Origin of the sequence: Jatrophihabitans sp. (assembly GCF_051960575.1) — a bacterium.
In the GTDB taxonomy this organism is placed as follows: domain Bacteria; phylum Actinomycetota; class Actinomycetes; order Mycobacteriales; family Jatrophihabitantaceae; genus JBQCEE01.
Genome location: NZ_JBQCEE010000147.1, coordinates 1 through 22,614, shown reverse-complemented (window position 1 = coordinate 22,614; position 22,614 = coordinate 1). Strand labels below are relative to the sequence as shown.

Annotated in this window: 18 protein-coding genes and 1 pseudogene; 14 read left to right on the top strand and 5 right to left on the bottom strand. The window is 71.9% G+C overall.

All coding sequences use genetic code 11. The features are described from left to right. The coding region (locus ACTHMS_RS08400) for a 3-oxoacyl-ACP reductase (RefSeq protein ID WP_440306208.1) at nt 1-1,147 on the bottom strand (1,147 nt) is incomplete at its 3' end. A 3-nt stretch (nt 1,148-1,150) separates the two neighbouring features. After that, nucleotides 1,151-2,437 carry an acetyl-CoA C-acetyltransferase gene (locus tag ACTHMS_RS08395; protein WP_440306207.1) on the bottom strand — a complete coding sequence of 429 codons (1,287 nt, stop codon included), beginning with the start codon at nt 2,435-2,437 and terminating at the stop codon, nt 1,151-1,153. 30 nt (nt 2,438-2,467) lie between these two features. On the opposite strand from ACTHMS_RS08395, the gene ACTHMS_RS08390 reads away from it, so the two are divergent. The 6 genes from ACTHMS_RS08390 to ACTHMS_RS08365 all read left to right on the top strand — a co-directional run bounded on the left by ACTHMS_RS08390 (nt 2,468) and on the right by ACTHMS_RS08365 (nt 10,672). Then, nucleotides 2,468-3,187 carry a TetR/AcrR family transcriptional regulator gene (locus tag ACTHMS_RS08390; protein WP_440306206.1) on the top strand — a complete coding sequence of 240 codons (720 nt, stop codon included), beginning with the start codon at nt 2,468-2,470 and terminating at the stop codon, nt 3,185-3,187. 81 nt (nt 3,188-3,268) lie between these two features. Further along, nucleotides 3,269-5,200, top strand: coding sequence for an acyl-CoA dehydrogenase family protein (locus tag ACTHMS_RS08385; RefSeq protein ID WP_440306205.1), 1,932 nt, complete (start codon nt 3,269-3,271; stop codon nt 5,198-5,200). Nucleotides 5,201-5,290: 90 nt separating this feature from the next. Then, nucleotides 5,291-6,088 carry a helix-turn-helix domain-containing protein gene (locus tag ACTHMS_RS08380; RefSeq protein ID WP_440306204.1) on the top strand — a complete coding sequence of 266 codons (798 nt, stop codon included), beginning with the start codon at nt 5,291-5,293 and terminating at the stop codon, nt 6,086-6,088. Next, nucleotides 6,085-6,957 carry an ABC transporter permease gene (locus ACTHMS_RS08375; protein ID WP_440306203.1) on the top strand — a complete coding sequence of 291 codons (873 nt, stop codon included), beginning with the start codon at nt 6,085-6,087 and terminating at the stop codon, nt 6,955-6,957. Before ACTHMS_RS08380 ends, ACTHMS_RS08375 begins: the two co-directional genes overlap by 4 nt. Further along, entirely contained in the window at nt 6,950-7,894 is a 945-nt protein-coding gene (locus tag ACTHMS_RS08370) for an ABC transporter ATP-binding protein (protein ID WP_440306202.1), read from the top strand. Before ACTHMS_RS08375 ends, ACTHMS_RS08370 begins: the two co-directional genes overlap by 8 nt. A gap of 3 nt (nt 7,895-7,897) precedes the next feature. Next, entirely contained in the window at nt 7,898-10,672 is a 2,775-nt protein-coding gene (locus ACTHMS_RS08365) for a UPF0182 family protein (RefSeq protein ID WP_440306201.1), read from the top strand. Between the two features lie 18 nt (nt 10,673-10,690). On the opposite strand, the gene ACTHMS_RS08360 is transcribed toward ACTHMS_RS08365, so the two are convergent. Continuing rightward, nucleotides 10,691-10,894, bottom strand: a complete 204-nt coding sequence (locus ACTHMS_RS08360; protein WP_440306200.1) for a hypothetical protein — start codon at nt 10,892-10,894, stop codon at nt 10,691-10,693. Between the two features lie 262 nt (nt 10,895-11,156). On the opposite strand from ACTHMS_RS08360, the gene ACTHMS_RS08355 reads away from it, so the two are divergent. Both ACTHMS_RS08355 and ACTHMS_RS08350 read left to right on the top strand, forming a co-directional pair. Continuing rightward, the gene (locus ACTHMS_RS08355) at nt 11,157-11,723 is read left to right on the top strand and encodes a PadR family transcriptional regulator (protein ID WP_440306199.1); all 567 of its coding nucleotides are present in this window, start codon (nt 11,157-11,159) and stop codon (nt 11,721-11,723) included. 33 nt (nt 11,724-11,756) lie between these two features. Then, nucleotides 11,757-12,857, top strand: coding sequence for an inositol-3-phosphate synthase (locus ACTHMS_RS08350; protein ID WP_440306198.1), 1,101 nt, complete (start codon nt 11,757-11,759; stop codon nt 12,855-12,857). A 79-nt stretch (nt 12,858-12,936) separates the two neighbouring features. On the opposite strand, the gene ACTHMS_RS08345 is transcribed toward ACTHMS_RS08350, so the two are convergent. After that, a complete protein-coding gene (locus ACTHMS_RS08345; RefSeq protein WP_440306197.1) occupies nt 12,937-13,518 on the bottom strand; it encodes a YqgE/AlgH family protein in 582 nt (193 codons plus the stop codon). A gap of 92 nt (nt 13,519-13,610) precedes the next feature. Between ACTHMS_RS08345 and ACTHMS_RS08340 the strand changes: the two genes are divergently transcribed. After that, nucleotides 13,611-14,894, top strand: a complete 1,284-nt coding sequence (locus ACTHMS_RS08340) for an MFS transporter (protein WP_440306196.1) — start codon at nt 13,611-13,613, stop codon at nt 14,892-14,894. On the opposite strand, the pseudogene ACTHMS_RS08335 reads toward ACTHMS_RS08340, so the two are convergent. Then, a pseudogene (locus tag ACTHMS_RS08335) lies at nt 14,863-16,263 on the bottom strand (CCA tRNA nucleotidyltransferase); the annotation flags it as partial. The gene ACTHMS_RS08340 and the pseudogene ACTHMS_RS08335 overlap by 32 nt on opposite strands. Before the next feature lie 106 nt (nt 16,264-16,369). On the opposite strand from ACTHMS_RS08335, the gene ACTHMS_RS08330 reads away from it, so the two are divergent. The 5 genes from ACTHMS_RS08330 to trxA all read left to right on the top strand — a co-directional run. Beyond that, complete coding sequence (locus ACTHMS_RS08330; protein WP_440306195.1) at nt 16,370-16,903, top strand: NUDIX hydrolase; 534 nt, start codon at nt 16,370-16,372, stop codon at nt 16,901-16,903. Beyond that, nucleotides 16,896-19,115, top strand: a complete 2,220-nt coding sequence (locus tag ACTHMS_RS08325) for a DUF6049 family protein (RefSeq protein WP_440306194.1) — start codon at nt 16,896-16,898, stop codon at nt 19,113-19,115. The genes ACTHMS_RS08330 and ACTHMS_RS08325 overlap by 8 nt, the downstream gene beginning before the upstream one ends. Continuing rightward, a complete protein-coding gene (murJ, locus tag ACTHMS_RS08320) occupies nt 19,112-21,082 on the top strand; it encodes a murein biosynthesis integral membrane protein MurJ (RefSeq protein WP_440306193.1) in 1,971 nt (656 codons plus the stop codon). The genes ACTHMS_RS08325 and murJ overlap by 4 nt, the downstream gene beginning before the upstream one ends. A gap of 102 nt (nt 21,083-21,184) precedes the next feature. Then, a complete protein-coding gene (trxB, locus tag ACTHMS_RS08315) occupies nt 21,185-22,180 on the top strand; it encodes a thioredoxin-disulfide reductase (RefSeq protein WP_440306192.1) in 996 nt (331 codons plus the stop codon). A 78-nt stretch (nt 22,181-22,258) separates the two neighbouring features. Then, the coding region (gene trxA, locus ACTHMS_RS08310; RefSeq protein WP_440306191.1) for a thioredoxin at nt 22,259-22,614 on the top strand (356 nt) is incomplete at its 3' end.

Sequence of the window (22,614 nt, the reverse complement as noted above, 5' to 3'; positions counted from 1 at the left end):
TCTCGATGAAGCCCGGCGCGACCGCATTGATCGTCGACGAACCCTTCGCCGCGAACGCGTCGGCGTACGCCCGCACCAGCCCGATGACGGCGGCCTTGGTGGCGCCGTAGTTGGTCTGGCCGCGGTTGCCGGCGAACCCCGTGGTCGACGACAGGCAGACGACGCGCGACTGCGGGTTCAACTGGTCCGAGGCGAGCAGGGCGTCGTTGATCGCGAGCTGCGATTCGAGGTTCACCGCGATCACGGCATCCCACTGCTCGGGCTTCATGTTCGCGAGCAGCTTGTCGCGGGTGATGCCGGCGTTGTGGATCAGGATGTCGAGGCCCTTGGTCTGCTTCGACAGGTGCTCGAGCAGCCGCTCGGGGGCGTCGGTCGCCGCGACGTTGAGGTGCAGCGACGAGCCGCCGATCTTGTTGGCCACCTTCGCCAGCGCCTCGCCCGCCTGCGGCAGGTCGGCGGCGATGACGTGGGCGCCGTCGCGCGACAGCACCTCGGCGATCGCCGCGCCGATGCCGCGCGCAGCACCCGGCACCAGCGCCGTCTTCCCGGCCAGCGGACGCGACCAGTCGGCCGGTTCCGGCGCCTCGCCCGCAGCGAGCAGCAGCGGCTGGCCGTCGACGTAGGCGGCCTTGCCGGACAGGAAGAAGCGCAGCGCCGCGGGCAGCGACGCCTCGTCCTCGACGAGCAGCAGGTTGGCGGTCGAGCCGCCGCGCAGCTCCTTCGCCAGCGACCGGACGATGCCGTCGAGGCCCTGACGCGCGGCATCGCGGGCGGGCACGGTGCCCTCGGGGCGCAACCCGAGCACGAGCACCCGCCCGTTGCTCTTCAGCCGCTTGAGCTGCCCGGACAGGAACTCGCGCAGCTGCGCGAGATCGGCCGGCTTGCCGACCGCGCGCGCATCGAAGATCAGTGCGGCCGGACGCTCGTCGGCACCCAACTCGACCTTGACGTCGACACCGGCGACCTCGAGCGCCTTCACGACGCTCGCGGGCACGCCCTCGAGGCCGCCGACGAGCGCGGGTCCGTGCAACAGCGGCTCACCGGCCGCGTACCGCCGCAGCACCGGCGGCTTCGGCAGGCCGACGCGGTCGGCGATCGCCGAGCCGATGCCGGAGTTGACGAGTTCCAAGTACCTGTCAGTGGCCATTGCTCACTTCTCCAGAATCGCGACGACGCCCTGCCCACCGGCAGCGCAGATCGAGATGAGGCCGCGGCCCGACCCCCGCTCGTCAAGCATCTTCGCCAGCGCGGCGACGATGCGGCCGCCGGTGGCGGCGAACGGGTGACCCGCGGCGAGCGACGAGCCGTTCACGTTCAGCTTCGACCGGTCGATCGAGCCCAGCGGCTTGTCAAGACCGAGGCGCTCCTTGCAGAACGCGTCGTCCTCCCACGCCTTCAGCGTCGAGAGCACGGTGCCCGCGAACGCCTCGTGGATCTCGTAGTAGTCGAAGTCCTGCAGCGTCAGGCCGTTGCGGGCGAGCAGGCGCGGCACGGCGTAGGCCGGCGCGAGCAGCAGGCCGTCGTACTTGCGGTCGCCGTGCACGTAGTCGACGGCGGCGGTCTCGGCGTCGACGAACCACGCCCGCACCGGCAGGCCGTGCTCGGCCGCCCACTCCTCCGAGCCGAGCAGCACCGTCGAGGCCCCGTCGGTGAGCGGCGTCGAGTTGCCGGCGGTCATCGTCGCCTGGTCGCCGAAGGCCTTGCCGAACGCCGGCGAGAGCTTCGCGAGCTTCTCGACCGAGCTGTCCGGACGCAGGTTCTGGTCGCGGGTGAGGCCGAGGAACGGCGTGATCAGGTCGTCCTGGAAGCCCCGGTCGTAGGACGCCGCGAGGTTGCGGTGCGACGCGGCGGCGAGCTCGTCCTGCTCCTGGCGGGTGACACCCCACTCGAGGGTGGTGATCGCCTGGTGCTCGCCCATCGACAGTCCGGTGCGCGGCTCGCTGTTCTCGGGGATCGCCGGCACGAGCTGCTGCGGCCGGATGCCCGCGAGCGCCTTGAGCCGCTCGACCGGCGTCTTGGCCCGGTTCACCGACAGCAGCACCTGACGCAGGTCCTCGCTGATGGCGATCGGGGCGTCCGAGGTGGTGTCGACGCCGGCCGCGACGGCCGACTCGATCTGGCCGAGCGCGATCTTGTTGGCGGTGAGGATGACCGTCTCGAGCCCGGTGCCGCACGCCTGCTGCACGTCGTACGCCGGCGTCTGCGGCGAGAGGCGCGAGCCGAGCACCGACTCGCGGGTGAGGTTGAAGTCGCGGCTGTGCTTGAGCACCGCGCCCGCGGCCACCTCGCCGAGCCGTTCGCCCTGCAGCGAGTAGCGGGCGACGAGACCGTCGATGGCGGCGGTGAGCATGTCCTGGTTCGACGCCCGGGCGTACTTGCCGTTCTGACGGGCGAAGGGGATGCGGTTCCCCCCGATGATGGCGGCGCGACGAGTCATACCGGCAGATTACCCGCTACTCTGAGTTCCATGAAAGTTCCTGTGACCCGCCTGACGCCCCGGGCACAGCCGCGCACCGCCGGCCGCGGCGAGCGCGCGGACGGCGCCCCCGTGGACGGCCGCAGCGCCCGCTGGGCGGCTCACCGCGCCGCCCGCCGCGACGACCTCATCGACGCGGTCGTCAGTGCCGTCCGCCAGTACGGCACCGACGTCGGCATGGACCAGATCGCCGCGGTGGCGCACACCAGCAAGCCGGTCATCTACCGCTACTTCGCCGACAAGAACGACCTCTACGGCGCCGTCGGACGCAAGGTGATCAGCGAGATCGTCGCCGCGCTGCCCGTCGCCGACGACCACACGCCACCCCGGTCGATCTTCCAGGCCTGGGTCGACGCCTACCTGACCTTCCTGTCGGAGCAGACCGCGCTCTACCACTTCATCGAGCGCCACCAGCCGACCACGGCGCAGACCGAGGAGGTCACCGACCCGAACCGGCTGATGGCCGAGGCGATCGCGCTGCAGCTCGGCAACGGCCTCGCCCTCGTCGGCAGCGACCCCGCGCTCGCGCACCCGTGGGCCGAGGCGACCGTCGGCTTCGTGCGCGCAGCCGGCCTGTGGTGGCTCGAGAACCCGGCGAAGATGGACCGCGCCGTGCTCGGCGACTACCTCACCACGCTGCTGTGGGACGGCGGTGCCGGCATCTACCGCGTGCACGGCAAGGACCTGCCGCCGCCGTTCCGTCCGGCCTGAGCGCGCCGACTGGCGAGGGGTCGCACCCGCCAGCACGATGGGGACAGCCGCAGCCGGGCCACCACCAACGCGGAGGTAGGGATGCGATCGGTCGAGGTGTCGTTCATCCGCAGCGTGCTCGACGGCCGCTGGGGCGACATGCGGGACAAGGCGCGCAAGCTCAGCGAGGACGAACGCTTCGCCGTCGTCGTCGGTGAGGACACCGAGACCCAGCGCGCCCGCGTGCTCGAACGGCTGCAGGCACTCACCGAGTACGGCTACTCGCGCAACGGCTTCCCGACGCGGTACGGCGGCACCAACGACCTCGGCCGCTCGATCACCGGCTTCGAGATGCTCGCCATGGGCGACCTCTCGCTGCTGGTGAAGTCCGGCGTCCAATGGGGGCTGTTCGGCGGCGCGATCCTGCACCTCGGCACCGAACGGCACCACGAGGCCTACCTGCGTGACCTCATCGAGCTGCGCCTGCTCGGCTGCTTCGCGATGACCGAGCACGGCCACGGCTCGGACGTCGCCAACCTGCGCACCACCGCGACCTTCGACCCCGACACCGACGAGTTCGTCGTCCGCACCCCCGACGACGATGCGGCGAAGGAGTACATCGGCAACGCCGCCCGCGACGGACGCGTGGCGGTCGTCTTCGCCCAGCTCGTCACGCAGGGCGAGTCGCAGGGCGTGCACGCGTTCGTCGTGCCCATCCGCGACGACGCCGGGCGGGTGCTGCCCGGTGTGCGTCTCGACGACTGCGGGCTCAAGGCCGGCCTCAACGGCGTCGACAACGGCCGCATCTGGTTCGACGACGTGCGCGTGCCCCGCGACAACCTGCTGAACCGGTACGGCGACGTCGCCGCCGACGGCAGCTACACGACGACCATCCCCAACGCCGGCAAGCGCTTCTTCACCATGCTCGGCACGCTGGTCCAGGGCCGCATCTCGGTGGCCGGCGGCGCCGCCAGCGCCACCAAGGTCGCGCTGGCGATCGCGATCGGTTACGGCAACCGGCGACAGCAGTTCCAGCGCCCCGACGGGCAGGAGGTCGTGATCCTCGACTACCTGGCCCACCAGCGGAAGCTGCTGCCGGCGCTCGCGAAGACCTACGCCCTGCACTTCGCCCAGCTCGACCTCGTGACCGGACTGCACGAGACGACCGGCTCGCTGGACGCGCCGCTGAGCCGCGAACCGCGCGATGACCCGGCCCGCCGCGAGCTCGAGGCGCGCGCCGCAGGCATCAAGGCCGTCGCCACCTGGCACGCGACCAGCACGATCCAGGCCTGCCGCGAGGCCTGCGGCGGTTCGGGCTACCTCGCCGAGAACCGCCTGCCCGGCCTGAAGGCCGACACCGACGTCTTCACCACCTTCGAGGGCGACAACACCGTCCTGCTGCAGCTCGTCGCGAAGGAGCTGCTCACCGGCTACCGCGACGCGTTCGGCGACCTCGACCTGCTCGGCACGGTGCGCTTCGTCGCCGACCAGGCCGTCGAGGTGGTCGTCGAGCGGATCGGTGGCTGGCGGCTGCTGCAGCGCCTCCGCGACGCCGCGCCGGACATCACCGAGACCGGCAGCCTGTTCGACCATGACTGGCAGCTCGCCGTCTTCGCCTGGCGCGAAAAGCACCTGCTCGAGTCGCTCGCCAAGCGGCTGCGGAAGGCAGCGGATGCCGACGACCCGTTCGCCGTGTTCAACGGCGCCCAGGACCACCTGCTGCATGCGGCCCGCGCCCACATCGACAACGTCCTGCTCAACGCCTTCGTCGCGGCGCTCGAGAAGCTGCCCGCCGGCGCCGAGCAGGACCTGCTGATCAAGGTCTGCGACCTCTACGCGCTCTCGACCCTGGAGGCCGACCGCGGCTGGCTCGCCGAGCACGGCCGGCTCACCGCGACCCGGTCGAAGGCGCTCGTGGCCGCCGTCAACCAGCTCTGCGACGACCTCCGCCCGGACGCCCAGACGCTGGTCGACGCCTTCGGCATCCCGCCCGCCGCGCTCGACGTGCCGATCCTGGCCGGCCGACCAACGTGATCGACACCTGCAAGGACCCCGCGCGACACGTCCTGAGCGTCCACCCACAACGCTTGACCTTGCCGCTACGTCAACCTTCATAGTGGACGCGTGGCACCACGGCAGCTGCGCACCTTCGCGCGCGGTCTCTCCGTCAAGGAGGCGGCCGACGTCGCCGGTGTCACCCCTCGCACGATCCGGCACTACCACGCCGTCGGTGTCCTGCCCGAGCCGCCGCGCGACCCGTCCGGTTACCGCCGCTACGGCGGCAAGGAGGTCGTCGAGCTGGTGCGCGTGGTGCGGCTGCGCGCACTCGGCATGCCGCTGCCCGAGATCGCCGAGCGGGTCAGCGCCGGCGAGACCGACGACATCTCGCTCAGCGACGCATTGACCCGCCTGGCCGACGAGGTCGACGGCGAGATCGCCCGGCTCACCGCCACCCGCGACCGCCTGCGCGAGCTGGCCCGGTCGGAGACCTTCGACCAGCCCGTGAAGGCCCTGACCCGGGCCCTGCAGGACAGGGGTGTACTCGGACCGGCCGACGACCTCGCCGCGAGCGAGAAGTGGGCCGCCGCCGTGCTCGACGCGCTGCACCCCGACGGCATGTCCGGGGTGCTGGCCCACGCCGGCCGACTGCTCGGCGAGGCCGACCTCGGCGCCACCCTCGGCACGCTGCGCCGACGACTGGGCAGTCTCACCGCGCGGACGACCGACGACGAGCTCGCCGACCTCGCCGGTGAGGTGGCCGCCCTGCTCTCGGCCGACGAGGTGCAGGGCAGGGTCGACCTCGACCTCGTCGACCTGTTGCTGCGCGACCGGCTGCGGCCGGTGCAGCGCCGATTCATGCGCGCCCTGCGCACCCACCTGGAGTCGCCCGAGCAGGCGACCGAGCCGGAGGGGTACCGATGACCGCGACGAATGCGCTCAACCTCGACACCGCCGAGCCGCCCTACCCGGGCCTCGAACGCGCCGGCGCGAGGTTGCCGATCGACGAGTACACGCGCCGCATCTGGCAGCGCCGCTGGTTCACCGCCGCGTACGCGTCGGCGTCGAACGCCGCGGGCTACGAGGGCAGCTTCCTCGGCCAGTCGTGGCAGCTGCTGACGCCGCTGCTCAACATCGCCGTGTACTACCTGATCTTCGGCGTCCTGCTGCACACCAACCAGGGCATCCACAACTTCATCGGCTTCCTGTCGGTCGGCATCTTCGTCTTCGGCTTCACCACGGGCGCCCTCAACGCCGGCGCCCGCTCGATCACGGCGAACCTCGGCCTCGTGCGCGCCCTGCAGTTCCCGCGCGCGGTGCTGCCGCTCTCGACGACGCTCGTGCAGCTGCAGCAGCTGATCAACTCGATGGTCGTGCTCATCCCGATCCTGCTGCTGAGCGGCGAGCAACTCTCCTGGCGGTGGCTGCTGCTCGCGCCGGCCATCGGCCTGCAGACGATGTTCAACCTCGGGCTCACCTTCGCCGCCGCCCGCATGGGCGCCAAGGTGCCCGACACCGCACAGGTGCTGCCGTTCGTCTCGCGCGTCTGGATGTACCTCTCCGGCGTCATGTACAGCGTGCATGCTGTCACGGCGAGCCACGCGCCGTGGGTCGCGTCGGTGCTCACCAACAACCCGGGCTACATCTATCTCGCGCTGGCCCGCAACGCCGTGCTGAGCGGCAGCCCGGTGCCGGCGACGACGTGGCTGTGGGCCATCGCCTGGTCGGTCGGCACGCTCGCAGTCGCCTACCTGTACTTCTGGCGGGGCGAGGAGGAGTACGGCAATGTCTGAGCCGCGCACCGGCGGCCCGCAGCAGGCCGTCGCCGGGACCAGGGCCGAGACCGCTGACGCGGACGCGTCGGTGACCGCGGTCGCCGCACCGCCCGAGGACGCGACCGACGTCGCGCTCGGCGACCCGGCCGACGAGCGCATCCCCACCGTCGTCGTGGACGACGTGCACCTGCGCTACCGCATCGTCGGCAAGGGTCAGAATGCCGGCGGCGCGCCGGCGGCGCTCAAGCGCATGATCCTGCGCGAGCAGGCCCCCGGGCAGCGCTCGGTGCACGCGGTGAAGGGTGTCAGCCTCACCGCCTACCGGGGCGACGCGATCGGCCTGATCGGCCCGAACGGCTCGGGCAAGTCGACGCTGCTGCGGGCGATCGCCGGGCTCATGGCGCCGTCGCAGGGCGCCGTGTGGACGCGCGGCCAGGCGTCCCTGCTCGGCGTCTCGGCGGCCATGATGGCGCGGATGTCGGGCGACCAGAACATCCTGCTCGGGTGCCTGGCCATCGGCATGACCCCGGACGAGATCGCCGAGGAGTACGACTCGATCTGCGAGTTCGCCGGCATCGGCGAGTTCGTGCACCTGCCGATGAACACCTACTCGTCCGGCATGGGCGCGCGGCTGCGCTTCGCCATCGCGGCGGCACGGGCCCCCGAGATCCTGCTCATCGACGAGGCGCTCGCCACCGGTGACGCCGCATTCCGGCGCCGCAGCGAGAAGCGCATCCTCGAGCTGCGCGAGCAGGCCGGCACCGTCTTCCTCGTCAGCCACGGGCTCGGGGTCATCCGCGACACGTGCAACCGCACCGTCTGGCTCGAGCACGGGAAGTTGATCATGGACGGCCCCACCGACGAGGTCATCGCCGCCTACGAGGACCGGCACGAGAAGCCCGCCCCCAAGAAGGTCGGCCCGAAGCCGGCTGCCGCCAAGCCCGCACGGAGCTGAGCTGTGTTCACCCCCACCAGTCCTGTCGCCCGTCCCGCCGCGAGTCCCTTCGCGCGGCTGTCGACCGGCTCGTCCCTCCGTCAGTCGGCCGGCCGGCGCCGGCTCACCCGGCTCGCGCTCGTGCTCGCCGCGGTGGTCGTCGCGCTCGTCGTGCTGTGGGTGCTCTTCCGGGTGTTCGTCGGCCTCGTCACCACCGCCTGGTGGTTCGACTCGGTGCACGCCGGCTCGGTGTACTCGACGATGCTCAAGGCCCGCATCGGCCTGTTCGTCGTCTTCGCGATCATCGGCGGCGCCGCCGGGGCCGCGACCCTGCTCGGGGTGCGGCGCATCCGCCCGCTGCACCTCTCGGCCGACTACGACACCTTCCGCTGGATCTTCCGTCGCTACGAGTCGAAGGCCGCGTGGCTGCTGATCGCGCTCGCCGCGATCGTCCCCGGCGTCCTGGTCGGCCGCGCCGCCGCGGCCGGCTGGCAAACCTACCTGCTCTGGGCCAACAGCCGGCCGTGGCACACGAGCGACCCGTACTTCCACAAGGACGTCTCGTTCTTCGTGCAGGTGCTGCCGTTCCAGCAGATGGTCGTGGGGCTGCTGCTGAAGACCGTGCTCTACGGGCTCGTCATCGCGGTGGGCGCCGGCTACTGGTACGGCGCGTGGCGCATCCGGCGCGGCAAGAAGAAGGTCGCGAAGGGCATGATCCGCGTCGTCTCGGCGCTCGGCGCGGCCTACCTGGCGTTGCAGGCCGTCAACCTCTGGCTCTCGCGCTACTCGTTCACGCTGTCGCCGCGCGGCCCGGTCACCGGCGTCGGCTACACCGACCGGCTCGCCGGCATCCCGAGCAAGTACGTCCTGCTCGTCATCGCCCTGCTCGTCGCCGCGGGGCTGGTCGTCAACGCCACCCGGCACGGGCGGGTGCGGTGGCTCGCGACCGCCGTGGTCGTCATGCTCGCGGCGCAGGCGGTCATCGGCTCGGCGTGGCCGGCCCTGCTCAACCACTTCCGCGAGGCGCCCAGCGCAGCGACCCTCGACCTGGACGAGATCCGCAACAACCAACGGGCGACGATGGCCGCCTTCGGCCTCGACGGTGTCGTCAGGACCGTCCCGTACGACACCTCGAAGCCGGCCGACGAGGCGACGGTGACCAAGCTCGCCGACGAGGTCGCGCAGGTGTCACTGCTCGACCCCAACCAGCTCTCGCCCACCTTCAACGTCGAGCAGCAGCTGCAGGCGTACTACGGGTTCAAGTCGACCCTCGACATCAGCCACTACCCGATCGGCGGGAAGTCGCAGGACGTCGCGCTCGCCGTGCGCGAGCTCAAGCCGGGCGGCATCCCGCACCCGACGTGGGTGACGACGCACCTCGTCTACACCCACGGCTACGGCGTGGTGGCCGCGCCGACCACCGAGGTCGACCCGGACACCAGCACCCCGGTCTTCCTCAACGGTGGGATGCCGCCCGCGCAGGACATCCCGGTGACGCGTCCGCAGGTCTACTTCGGCCAGCACTTCGGCGCGAACTCGTACGCGATCGTGGGGCGGCCGGAGGGCAGCACGCAGGATCTCGAGTTCGATCATCCGGGCAGCAACGGCGCCCCGGCCGCGCACACGACCTACACCGGTGACGGCGGCATCCCGATCGGCTCGGCCTGGCGGCGGCTGCTGTTCGCGATCCAGCTGCACACGCCGAACATCTTCTTCAGCTCCGAGCTCAACAGCGCCTCGCGGCTGCTCGAGATCCGCGACCCCGCGGCCCGCGTCGCCCATGTGGCGCCCTGGCTCACGCTCGACGGCGACGTCTACCCGGCCATCGTCGACGGGCAGATCAAGTGGATCGTCGACGGCTACACGACGAGCGCGAACTACCCCGACTCGCAGCTGATCAACCTCGGGAGCTCGGTGCGCACCACGCTGGTGGCCGATGGCTCGTCCACCGGGCAGGCCAACACGCAGGTGAACTACCTGCGCAACTCGGTGAAGGCGGTCGTCGACGCCTACACCGGGCAGGTCTCGCTCTACGAGTGGGACCAGAGCAAGCACGTCGACCCGCTGCTGAAGACGTGGGAGGCCGTCTTCCCCGGCCTCGTCCAGCCGCAGTCGGCGATCCCGGCGAACCTCGTCGACCAGCTGCGCTACCCGACCGACCTGTTCAACGTGCAGCGCTCGCTGCTCGCGCGCTACCACGTGTCGAGCGCGTCGAACTTCTACAGCGGCAACGACTTCTGGACGGTGCCGACCGACCCGACCGTGGGCTCGAGCAACTCGGTGAACGGCGCGACGTCGGGCTCGTCGAGCGCGCGCACGGCGCCGCTGCCCTCGCGCTACGCCTCACAGTCGGTGGACGGGTTCGGCCGGCAGCAGTACACGCTGTCGACGCCGATGGTCACGCTCAACGGGCAGCAGCTGGCGTCGTTCATCTCGGTGAACGCCCAGCCGGGGCCCGACTACGGCACCTTCACCGTGCTGCGCTTCCCGTCCGGCTCGGTCGGCGGCCTGTCACCGGCGCAGGTGCAGAACAGCATCGAGTCGAACACCAAGATCACCGAGGCGCTGACCCTGCAGCGCGGCGGCAACTCGAAGGTGGTGCTCGGTGACCTCGAGGCGATCCCGCTGGCCGGTCGGCTGCTCTACGTCGAACCGGTCTACACGCAGTCCAGCGGCGGGTCGTCCTACCCGATCCTGCGGCACGTGATCGCCCTCTACGGCGACGGCACCCCGTCGTTCGAGGACACCCTGCCCGCGGCGATCAGCGCGGCCGTGCACGCGGCGTCCGGGACGCACTAGGCCCGGGACACCAGCGGGTCAGCTCGCCGGGCGCAGGCTCTCGGCGAGCTGGTGCAGGGTCGAGCCGGACGCGAGCACGGCACCGGCGAGGCGGTACTCGAAGACGACGCCGCCGTCGGCGCGGTGCACCTCGACCACGCTGAGACCGTCGGGCGAGGTGCCCAGCACCTCTTCGGACGCGGTGCCGATGCGGGGGACGTTGCGGTCGAGCTGGGCGGTCATGACGACTCCTTCGCACTGCCTCGCCGAGGGGGACTGCGTGGACCTCTTCTCACCAGACGATCGAGCAGCCCTCTGGCGTTGCGCTGTGCCGCGGCTGTTCGCGAGCGATGTGTTCCCGCCGCACCCTGCCAGTTCGCCGCCGTGTTACCTCGGCGACACCCCCGGTGTGCCGCGTTGCCTCCTGCCGTCGAGATTCATGTATCGTGCTGATACATCGCGGCGGCATAGGGGTCCACCGCGGACGGCCGGTAGGGGGGCGGAGATGCTCGAGATCGCCGTCCTTGGCCTGCTCAGCGAGAGCCCGATGCACGGGTACGAGCTGCGCAAGCGCCTGGCCGCCCTGTTCGGGGCGTTCCGCGCGTTCTCGTACGGTTCGTTGTACCCGACCCTGCGCCGGCTCTCCGAGGCGGGCTGGATCTCCGAGGAGGCCCCGCTCGACGCCGGTGCGAGCCGGTCGCGGCGTGGCAAGCGGGTCTACCGCCTCACCGCCGAGGGCAAGGAGCACTTCGCCGAACTGCTCGCGCAGGTCGGCCCGGACGCCTTCGACGAGGAGGGCTTCGGTGCCCGGCTGGCGTTCTTCGCCCAGACCCGCTCCGACATCCGGCTGCAGATCCTCGAGGGTCGTCGCCGCCGGGTCGAGGAGCAGCGCGACGGCATGCGCAGTGCGCTGAGCCGCGCGGGCGAGCGGTTCGACCGCTACACCCGCGATCTGCACGAGCACGGGCTCGAGTCGGTCGACCGCGAGGTGCGGTGGCTCGACGAGCTGATCGAGAAGGAACGATCGTCGGGCCGAGCTGCGAATCATGCAGCGGCCCGACCGAACGACTGAGCATTTCCACCAATCACTGAAGGAGGAACCCTGATGGGTTCGCAGTCCGCGGCCGGCAAGATCCGCGTCGCCATCGTGGGCGTGGGCAACTGCGCTGCGTCCCTCGTCCAGGGCGTCCACTTCTACCGTGACGCCGACCCGACGCAGAAGGTGCCGGGTCTCATGCACGTCACCTTCGGCCCGTACCACGTCAGCGACATCGAGTTCGTCGCCGCGTTTGACGTGGACGCCAAGAAGGTCGGCCTCGACCTCTCGCAGGCGATCGTCGCAAGCGAGAACAACACCATCAAGATCTGCGACGTCCCGCAGCTCGACGTGCCGGTGCTGCGCGGCACCACGCTCGACGGTCTCGGCAAGTACTACCGCGAGACCATCACCGAGAGCGACGAGCAGCCCGTGGACGTCGTCCAGGTGCTGAAGGACAAGCAGGTCGACGTCCTCATCTCCTACCTCCCGGTGGGCTCGGAGGAGGCCGACAAGTTCTACGCGCAGGCGTGCATCGACGCGGGCGTGGCCTTCGTCAACGCCCTGCCGGTCTTCATCGCCTCGAACCCCGAGTGGGCGAAGAAGTTCGAGGACGCCGGCGTCCCGATCGTCGGTGACGACATCAAGAGCCAGGTCGGTGCCACCATCACGCACCGCGTGCTGACCAAGCTGTTCGAGGACCGCGGCGTGGAGGTGCAGCGCACCTACCAGCTCAACGTTGGCGGCAACATGGACTTCAAGAACATGCTCGAGCGCGACCGTCTCGAGTCGAAGAAGATCTCGAAGACCCAGTCGGTCACCTCGCAGATCCCCGACCGCGACCTCGGCGAGCGCAATGTCCACATCGGTCCGTCGGACTACGTGGCCTGGCTCGACGACCGGAAGTGGGCCTTCGTCCGCCTCGAGGGCAAGACCTTCGGTGACGTGCCGCTGAACCTCGAGTACAAGCTCGAGGTCTGGGACAGCCCGAACTCGGCCGGCATCATCATCGACGCCCTGCGCGCCGCCAAGATCGCCAAGGACCGCGGCATCGGCGGCCCGATCCTGTCCGCGTCGAGCTACTTCATGAAGAGCCCGCCCGTGCAGTACTTCGACGACGAAGCCCGTCAGGCCGTCCAGGACTTCATCGACGGCACCGTCGAGCGCTGACCCATTCCGCCTTGTCCCCTCGGCCAGTCACCCGGGTCCTCCGGAAACGACTGGGCGGGGGGACAAGGCGTTTTCGCGGTCAGTTGAGGGTCGGGTCGTCGGGGTAGGTCGCGAGGAAGCACAGCGGCGGGGGCTGGCGGCGCAGCACGGTCGTCCAGAGCGGACGCGGGTCGGCGCTGAACAGGTCGGCGGGGCTGCCCGGCGCCACCCACCACGCGCCCTCGGCCAACTCGTGCTCGAGCTGGCCGGGCGACCAGCCCGAGTGCCCGGCGAAGACGCGCAGGCGTGAGGCGGCCGGCGCGACGACCGTGACGTCGCCGTCCAGATCCACCGTCGAGACGCCGTCGACGACCTCGCGCATGCCGGCCACGCCGCTCCCGCCCAGCAGGCCCAGGCAGAGCGCGCCGTCGGGCTGCACGGGGCCGCCGTTGAAGACCACCTGCGGCTCGGAGGTGACGTCGTGCCAGTCGGGCAGCACCTGTCCGACCGGCGTGTGCGACGGCCGGTTCAGCACGACGCCGACCGTGCCGCCACCGTCGTGCTCGAGCAGGTAGACGACCGTGCGGTGGAAGTGCGGATCGGTGAGCAGCGGCGTCGCGACGAGCAGCCTGCCGGCCGCCGGCGGGCGTGCCGGGGGCGCGCCCCACTCGTCCGCCGTCATGCCCCTATCTTGGCCGCTCCGCGCGCCGACGCCACGCCGCAGCGCCTGAGACGCGTCGGCGGGTATGGGTCGGTGTGGCTACTGTCGTCGACGTGCAGCGCCAGGGGTACCTCCGGCACGCCCTGCACCGCCCCGCCTTCCGGCGACTGCTCGCCGTGCGCCTCACCGGCCAGTACGCCGACGGCATCTTCCAGGCCAGCCTCGCCGGCGCCGTGCTGTTCAACCCCGAACGGCAGGGACACGCGGCCGACATCGCGTCGAGCTTCGCCGTGCTGCTGGTGCCGTACTCGCTGGTGGGACCGTTCGCGGGCGTGCTCATCGACCGGTGGTGGCGCCAGCGTGTGCTGGTGCGGGCCAACGTGCTGCGCGCGGCCGTGATCGCCCTGGTCGCCGGCGAGCTGGTCGCCGGCAGCACCGGCGTCCTCTACTACGGCACCGCGCTCGTCGCGATCTCGATCAGCCGGTTCATCCTCGCCACGCTGAGCGCCGGCCTGCCGCACGTCGTCCCCGACGACGAGCTGGTCACCGCGAACGCCATCACGAGCACGCTCGGCAGCATCGTCACGGCGATCGGCGGCGCAACCGCGATCGCCGCGCGCGCGGTCATCGGCGACACCAACGACCAGTACGCGGTGATCGCGCTGCTCGCCGCGGCCGTCGCGCTCGGGGCGGCCGCCGCCGGCCGCCGGTTCGCGCTCGACCAGCTCGGCCCGGACGAGACCGCACGCCGCCGCCGCGAGACGCTGGCCGACGTCGCCCGTGGGCTGCGGGCGGGCGCCGCGCACATCCGCTCGATCCCGGTCGTCGCACACGGCCTCGCCGTCGTCGGGCTGCACCGCATCGGCTACGGCCTGACCCTGGTCTGCACGGTGCTGCTCTACCGCAACTACTACGCCGCCGACGGTGTGGTCCGCGCCGGGCTGGCCGGGCTCAGCCAGGTGCTCGCCGCGCTGGCGATCGGCGGTGGCGCCGCCGCGCTCGTCACGCCGTTCGCCTTCCGCCGGCTCGGCCCCCGCACCTGGATCACCGGCGCGCTGGTCGGCTGCGTCGTGCTGCAGGTCGGCTTCGTGCTGCCCTACCGGCTGCCGCTGCTGCTCGTCGGGGTGCTGCTGCTCGGGTTCGCGTCCCAGGCCATCAAGATCAGCGTCGACACGATCGTGCAGCACAGCATCTCCGACACCTACCGCGGACGCGTGTTCTCGCTCTACGACGCGATGGTGAACCTGGCGATGGTCGCGGCGGCCGTGCTGACCGCCGTGGTGCTGCCCGAGACCGGACGCTCGCCCACCTCGGTCGTCGTCATCGCGGGCCTCTACCTGGTGATGGCCACCGCCTACGCCGGCGTCACCGCTGCTGCTCGTCCCACCACCGTCTGAGCTCCTCGACCGCGCGGTCGTGCCCGAGCGGGCCGTGCTCCATGCGCAGCGCGAGCAGGTGCTGATAGGCCCTCCCGACGAGCGGGCCCGGCGGCAGCCCGAGCAGCTGCATGATCTCGTTGCCGTCGAGGTCGGGCCGGATCTTCCCGAGCTCCTCCTGCTGCTGCAGTTCGGCGATCCGCTGCTCGAGGGTGTCGTAGGCGGCGGCGAGCGCCTCGGCCTTGCGGCGGTTGCGGGTCGTGACGTCGCTGCGCACCAGCTTGTGCAGCCGCGGCAGCAGCGGGCCGGCGTCGACCACGTAGCGCCGCACGGCCGAGTCGGTCCAGCCGGCCGTGCGGTAGCCGTAGAAGCGCAGGTGCAGGAACACCAGCTGCCCGACCGCCTCGACGACGTCGTTGCCGTACTTGAGCGCCTTGAGGCGCTTGCGGGCCATGCGCGCGCCGACGACCTCGTGGTGGTGGAAGGTGACCCGGCCGCCGGCCACGAACTCGCGGGTGGCCGGCTTGCCGACGTCGTGCAGCAGCGCGGCCCAGCGCAGCACGAGATCGGGCTCGTCCTCGAGACCGATCGCCTGCTCGAGCACCTGCAGCGTGTGGGCGTAGACGTCCTTGTGCTGGCCGTGCTCGTCGGCCGCCATCCGCAGCGCGGGCAGCTCCGGCAGCACGACGTCGCACAGGCCGGTGTCGACGGCCAGTTCCAGGCCGGCCCGCGGGTGCGCCCCGAGCAGCAGCTTCGAAAGTTCGACCTGCACGCGCTCGGCGGTGATGCGGCCGAGCTGCGGCGCCAGCTCGACGAGGGCCGCCCGCACCTCGTCGGCCACGGTCACGCCGAGCGTCGAGACGAACCGGGCCGCCCGCAGCATGCGCAGCGGGTCGTCGGCGAACGACTCCTGGGGGGTGCCCGGCGTCCGCAGCACCCCGCGGGCGAGGTCGGCGAGACCGCCGTACGGGTCGGTGAAGACGCGGTCACCGGTCACCGAGAGCGCCATCGCGTTCATCGTGAAGTCGCGGCGGCGCAGGTCGTCGGCGAGCGACTCGCCGTAGACCACCGCCGGGTTGCGGCTGACCCGGTCGTAGCGGTCGTCGCGGACGGTGGTGATCTCGCAGGCCTCGCCGCGCACCTGGGCGCCGACGGTGCCGAACTCGATCCCCGTCGTCCAGGTCGTGGCCGCGAGCGGCCCGACGATCTCGAGTACCCGCTCGGGCCGGGCGTCGGTGGTGAAGTCGAGGTCGCCGACCGGGCGGCCGGCGAGGGCGTCGCGCACCGGACCGCCGACCAGGTGCAGCTCGTGTCCCGCCGCCGCGAAGGCGGCGCCGAGGGCCTGGGCGGCCGGCGGCACCGCGATGAGATCGGCCGGCGAGGTCATCGGGCGGCGTCCGAGGGCCGGCGGACCGCCGCGACGACACTGTCGACGGGGCTCGGGCACGCAGTCACGACTGGCCACGCTACCGAGGTCGCGCGGTTACCATCGGGCCATGTCCCCGACCGCCGGATCCGAGTCAGGATCCGGCGCGTCGCCGAAGCCGCGACGCGGCCGGCCGGGCGGTGACCGTCGGCGGCGTCCGCGCCGCTGGATGCGCCAGGTCGACGAGTTCAGCGCCGGCGGCCTCGTGCTGGACATGGCCGGTGACGTGCCGCGGGGTGCGCTCATCGGCCGCACCGACCGGCAGGGACGCCTGCTCTGGTCACTGCCCAAGGGGCACATCGAGGCCGGCGAGACCGCCGAACAGGCCGCCGTGCGCGAGGTCGAGGAGGAGACCGGCATCGCCGGTCGCATCGTCGGCGAACTCGGCACCATCGACTTCTGGTTCGTCGCCGACGGGCGCCGCATCCACAAGACCGTGCGTCACTTCCTCATGCTGCGCACCGGCGGCGAGCTGTCGGACGCCGATGTCGAGGTCGACGAGGTCGCGTGGGTGCCGCTCCCGGAGATCCGCGCGCAGCTCGCCTACCCGGACGAGCGCGGGCTGGTCGACACGGCCGGCCGTCTCCTCGCCGACAGTGCCTGACCGCGGCCTCGGTCGGCGGGCCGCCGCGGCGGTGCTGGCCGTGCTGCTGTCCGCGCTCGGGTTCGTGCTCGCCGGGCCGGCCGTGGCGGCACCGAGCAGCCGCGACCTCGTCGCCCTCGCGGTCCGGCAGCTGAGCCCGCTGACGCCGCAGATCACGCTGGGCAGACCCCAGCCGCTGACGATCACGATCGACGTCACCAACCTCACCGACGACGCGCTCACGGGAATCACCATCACCGGCCGGCGCGGCGCACCGTTCACGTCCCCCTCGCAACTCGACGCCGCGATCAGGAAGCCCTCGGCGCCGGACGACTCGGCCCCGACGATCGCGACGGCCAAGCCGGTGACGGTCGACCTGCCGCCGGGCGACCACGCCACCGCGACGTTCACGACGACGACCGACGTCGGTGCCGACGGCTCGAACATCTGCCTGTGCACGCCGGCGGGCGTCTACCCGCTCTTCTTCACCGCGACCCGCGACGGCACCGTCATCGGCACCACCCAGACCTACCTGCCGGCCTTCGACGTCGCCCCGGCGACCACGCACGTCGCCTGGCTGTGGCCGCTGGTCGATCGGCCGCACCGCCTGCTGGGCGACACCGCGTTCACCGACGACGACCTCGCCGTGTCCGTGTCCGGCGGCCGGCTCGACCGGGCGCTGCAGACCGTCGACCTGCTCGTCGCCGCCCGCCCGGACATCGCGCTCACGCTCGTGGTCGATCCGGAGCTGCTCGACGAGCTCGCCGTCATGGCCACCGGCAAGTACACCGTCGCCACGACCGGGAGCGGCACTCGTGGCACGCAGCCCGGTACCGGCGCCGGCGCGGCGAAGGACTGGCTGAACCGGTTCCGGTTCCTGCTCGACACCGATCCGCATGTCGAACTCGTCTTCACCCCCTACGCCGATCCGGATCTCGCCGCCGTCACCCGGGCCGGCCTGCCGTGGAGCGCGGCGGTGCCGGCGGCCATGCAGGCGCGGCTCGCCTTGCTGCTCGGCGAGCACCAGCCGTCGGGCACCCTCGCGTGGCCGGTGGCCGGGACGATGAGCGGGCGCACGGCCGGCGACCTCGCCGGCGCCGGCATCGACACGGCCGTGCTGAGCACGACCTCGGTGCCCCAGTCGGCCCTGCCGGCGAGCGGCGCGGCACTGGCGGTGACCAGCGACCGCGGCAGCATCACCGCCCTCACGACGGCTGCCGACGTCAGCTCGGCCGTGTCGGACGCCGTCTCGGCGGACGGCCCGGGCGTGGCCGCACTGCCCCGGCTGATGGCCGAACTGGCCGTGCGGGTCGCGCAGGACAACGAGGCCGAGCACCAGGTCGTGCTCGTCCCGCCGCGGTACGTCGATGCCGATCCGACCGCCGCGGCGACCGCCATCCTGCAGACCACGACCGCCTTCTGGACGGCGTCGATCGACCTCCAGCACGCGTCGGCGCCGTCCGACCTCGGCGGGGTCGAGGCGTCGGCGCTGACGCCGCGCGGTGGTGCGGCGCTGCCCGCCGACATCGTCGACCGGTTGCGCGGGGTCGGGCGCCGGCTGCCCGGCTTCACCGCGCTGCTCGGCGGCACGACCCTGCCCCGGGAGGTGCCGATCGCGGTGCAGCGGGCCGAGTCGGCCGCCTGGACGAGCGACCCCGGCACCGGCCGCAGCTACGCCGACGGCATCGCCGACACCATCGACACGATCGAGCAGCAGGTGCACCTGGTCACGCCGAACGCCAGCTCGGGCACGCCGTCGTACACCCTCGCGTCCAGCAGCTCGAAGTTGCCGGTGACCGTCCAGAACGACACCGACTACACCCTCGTGGTGCGCATCGAGGTCACCCCGGTGAACCAGGTCTTCGGGTTCTCGGCCGAGCCGCGCACGGTGACCGTCGAACCGCGCAGCAAGCTCGCGACCTCGGTGCGCACGCGGGTGCAGCGGTCGGGTCGCATCGAGGTCGTCGCCCGCCTGTACACGACCGTCGGCACCCCGCTGGGCGATCCGGACGGCCTGCACCTGTCCGTGCACAGCACGGCGCTCGGCGACATCGGGCTCGTCATCACCGTCGTCGCGGGCGTCGCGCTCGTGCTGGCCCTGGCCCGCAGCTACCTCAAGCGCTACCGGCGCGACCCGCGCCCGCCGGGTGGACGGCTCGTCGACCAGCCCACCGACCAGCCCGCCGACCAGGCGCCGTCCGAGCACCCGGGCGCCCCGGAGGTGCCCGTATGACCGACGGCGCCCCGGAGGCGACCGACTGGAGCGAGCCCGAGATCTGGTCGAAGGGCCGCCCGATGACGCCCCGCACCTTCACCGAGGCCGATCCCGTCGCGACCGCGTCCCTGCTCGTCGAACGCGAGCCGGCCACCCGCACCGCCGAGGACGACGAGGTCTGGAGCCCGACCACCTACAAGGGCGCCCGGGGCCTGCGCCGGTCGCGCGCACCGGCCGAGGCGTCGACGATCTCGGCCACGCCGGCCGCGGCCCGGCCGCCGGAGGACACACCCGGCACCACCGTCGCGCACCCGGACGGATCCGGCGAGGCACCGTCGGGCCCCGCAGCGGCGGAGCCCACCGGCAACCGCAGCCTGCTCGCGAACAGCCGGGCCATGGCCGTGGCCAGCCTCATCAGCCGCGTGACCGGCTTCCTGCGCAGCAGCCTGCTCGTCGCGGCCATCGGCCTGTTCGGGGTCGGCGACGCGTACAACGTCGCGAACAATCTGCCGAACATGGTCTACGAGCTGCTGCTCGGCGGCGTGCTGTCGAGCGTCCTGGTGCCGGTGCTCGTGCGCGCGCAGGAGGCCGACGACGACGGCGGGATCGCGTACACCCAGCGGTTGCTGTCGATCGCCACGGCGGCGCTGGGCGTGATGACGCTGCTCGCCGTCGTGGCGGCGCCACTGTTCGCCGCCGGGTTCGTCGACGACCCCGCGCAACGGTCGCTGACGAGCATCTGGGCGACCCTGCTGCTGCCCGAGATCTTCTTCTACGGGGTCGGCGCGATGCTGATGGCGGTGCTGAACATCCGGCACAGCTATGCCGCGGGCGCCTGGTCGCCGGTGCTGAACAACGTCGTCATGATCGTGACGCTCGGCGTCTTCTGGATCCTGCCCGGCCCGACCACCCTGACGCCGGGCTCGATGACGAACGCGCAGGTGCTGGTGCTCGGTGTGGGCACGACGCTCGGCATCGCGCTGCAGGCGATCGTGCTGGTGCCGGCGCTGCGGCGCACCGGCTTCGACTGGCAGTGGCGCTTCCGCGCGCGGCCGAACGAGGTCGGGCGACTGCAGGCCGCCGCGAAGCTCGCCGGGTGGGTGCTGGTGTACGTGGTTGCCAGCCAGATCGGCGTCACCGTCATCGCCAAGGTCGGCGCGGCGCACAAGGCGTTCACCATCTTCACCAACGCCGACCTGCTCATCCAGATGCCGTACGGCATCCTCGTCGTCTCGCTGCTCACCGCGCTCATGCCGCGCATGTCGCGGGCGGCCGCGCGGGACGACCACGCCGCGGTGGTCGACGACTTCGGCCTCGCGGCGCGGCTGTCGGCCGTCGCGCTGCTGCCCGTCACGGCGCTGCTCTGCGTGCTCGGCCCGTCGATCGGGGTCACGCTGTTCGGCTACGGCCAGACCTCCGTCGAGGGCGGTCGGCTCATGGGCACCGCGCTCGCCGCGTCGGCGTTCGGCCTGTTCCCCTTCGCGATCGTCATGCTGCAGCTGCGGGTCTTCTACGCCCGTCACGACGGCCGCACCCCGACGATGATCAACATCGCGATGGTCGGGACGAAGGTGCTGCTCGTGCTCGTCGGCGCCCACCTCGTCTCGGGACCGGCCCACATCGGCGAGACGCTCACCGTCGCGACGTCGGCCTCGTACGTCGTCGGCGCCGTGGCCGGGCACGTGCTCCTGACCCGGCAGCTCGGCTCACTGCGGCTCGGCCCGGTGCTGCGCACGGTCGCCCGCACCGGCGTCGCGGCCCTGCTCGGGGCGCTCGCGGCCCTGGCGGTACTGGCGGGCGCCGAGTCGCTGCTCGGGCGCGGACACGCCGGCGCGCTGGTCGCCCTGGTGCTCGGCGGCACGCTCGGGCTCGCAGTCTTCGTGGTCGCGGCGCACCGGCTGCGCGTCGACGAGATCCGCACCGGCGTGGCCGCCGCCGGCCGACTGCTCGCCCGCCGCCGCGGACACCCGGCCGACACCGCCTGACGCGCCGCGACCGCGCCCGGCGGGGAATCTGTCGCTCCCTACGATGGTTCACAGCCCTGGGCAGCACGTCCGCCCGCAACGGACGCATCGAGAGGCGACACCGTGACGCAGCACCGCAACGTCATCATCGTGGGCTCCGGCCCGGCCGGCTACACCGCCGCGCTCTACACCGCCCGCGCCGACCTGGCGCCGCTGGTGTTCGAGGGCGCGCAGTACGGCGGCGCGCTGATGAACACGACCGAGGTCGAGAACTTCCCCGGCTTCACCGACGGCATCATGGGCCCCGAGCTGATGAGCAACATCCGCGCGCAGGCCGAGCGCTTCGGCGCCGAGCTGGTGCCCGACGACGTCGTCTCGCTCGACCTGTCCGGCCCGGTGAAGGTGGTGCGCACGCTCGACGGCGTGTGGACGGCCGACGCCGTCATCCTCGCCATGGGCTCGGGCTACAAGAAGCTGGGCCTCTCGCGCGAGGACGAGCTCTCCGGTCACGGCGTGTCGTGGTGTGCGACGTGTGACGGCTTCTTCTTCCGCGGCAAGGACATCGCCGTCGTCGGCGGCGGCGACACCGCGATGGAGGAGGCCACCTTCCTCACCCGCTTCGCCGAGTCGGTCACCGTGATCCACCGCCGCGACAGCCTGCGCGCCAGCCGCATCATGGCCGACCGCGCCGAGAGCAACCCGAAGATCCGCTGGGCCTGGAACAGCGAGGTCGTCGACATCCACGGCGACACGAGCGTCACCGGCGTCCGGCTGCGCGACACCGTCAGCGGCGACGAGTGCGACCTCGAGGTCGGCGGCCTGTTCATCGCGATCGGCCACGAGCCGCGTTCCGAGCTGGTGCAGGGCCAGGTCGACCTGGACGACGAGGGCTACATCGTCACGACCACCGGCACGCGGACGAACCTCGACGGCGTCTTCGCCGCCGGCGACGTCGTCGACCACACCTACCGCCAGGCCATCACGGCCGCCGGCAGCGGCTGCCAGGCCGCCCTGGACGCCGAGCGGTACCTCGCCACGCTCGAGCACCTGCGTGGCCAGGCCGCCACCGACGCCGCCCAGACCGCCGAGCACACCCTCCAGCACAGCAGCAGCCACTGACCCCGACCTGACGGCAGGCCGGGAATGACCCCGGTGACCGCCGCGTTCCACGCAGTACCCAACCGAACGGGAGTTTCCATGGGTTCCAACACCAAGACCGTCACCGACGCCAGCTGGACGAGCGACGTCCTGCAGGCCGACGGGCCCGTGCTCGTCGACTTCTGGGCGGAATGGTGCGGGCCGTGCCGCATGGTCGCCCCGGTGCTCGAGGAGATCGCCGGCGAGCACAGCGACAAGATCACGGTCGCGAAGCTCAACATCGACGAGAACCCGGGCGTCGCCCGCGACTACCAGATCATGTCGATCCCGACCATGGCCGTCTTCCAGGGCGGCAAGATCGTCAAGCAGATCGTGGGCGCGCGGGCCCACGCCCCGATCCACCAGGAGCTCGCCGCCTACCGGGGCGGGGGGCCCCCCCCCCCCCACCTCCGCCG

Coding starts and splice junctions, on each gene's coding strand:
- ACTHMS_RS08385 (WP_440306205.1), top strand. CDS start 3,269: ATGCGATCGGTCGAGGTGTCGTTCATCCGCAGCGTGCTCGACGGCCGC.
- ACTHMS_RS08345 (WP_440306197.1), bottom strand. CDS start 13,518: ATGACGGCGGACGAGTGGGGCGCGCCCCCGGCACGCCCGCCGGCGGCC.
- ACTHMS_RS08330 (WP_440306195.1), top strand. CDS start 16,370: ATGTCCCCGACCGCCGGATCCGAGTCAGGATCCGGCGCGTCGCCGAAG.
- ACTHMS_RS08350 (WP_440306198.1), top strand. CDS start 11,757: ATGGGTTCGCAGTCCGCGGCCGGCAAGATCCGCGTCGCCATCGTGGGC.
- ACTHMS_RS08375 (WP_440306203.1), top strand. CDS start 6,085: ATGACCGCGACGAATGCGCTCAACCTCGACACCGCCGAGCCGCCCTAC.
- ACTHMS_RS08370 (WP_440306202.1), top strand. CDS start 6,950: ATGTCTGAGCCGCGCACCGGCGGCCCGCAGCAGGCCGTCGCCGGGACC.
- ACTHMS_RS08395 (WP_440306207.1), bottom strand. CDS start 2,437: ATGACTCGTCGCGCCGCCATCATCGGGGGGAACCGCATCCCCTTCGCC.
- ACTHMS_RS08390 (WP_440306206.1), top strand. CDS start 2,468: ATGAAAGTTCCTGTGACCCGCCTGACGCCCCGGGCACAGCCGCGCACC.
- ACTHMS_RS08355 (WP_440306199.1), top strand. CDS start 11,157: ATGCTCGAGATCGCCGTCCTTGGCCTGCTCAGCGAGAGCCCGATGCAC.
- ACTHMS_RS08360 (WP_440306200.1), bottom strand. CDS start 10,894: ATGACCGCCCAGCTCGACCGCAACGTCCCCCGCATCGGCACCGCGTCC.
- murJ (WP_440306193.1), top strand. CDS start 19,112: ATGACCGACGGCGCCCCGGAGGCGACCGACTGGAGCGAGCCCGAGATC.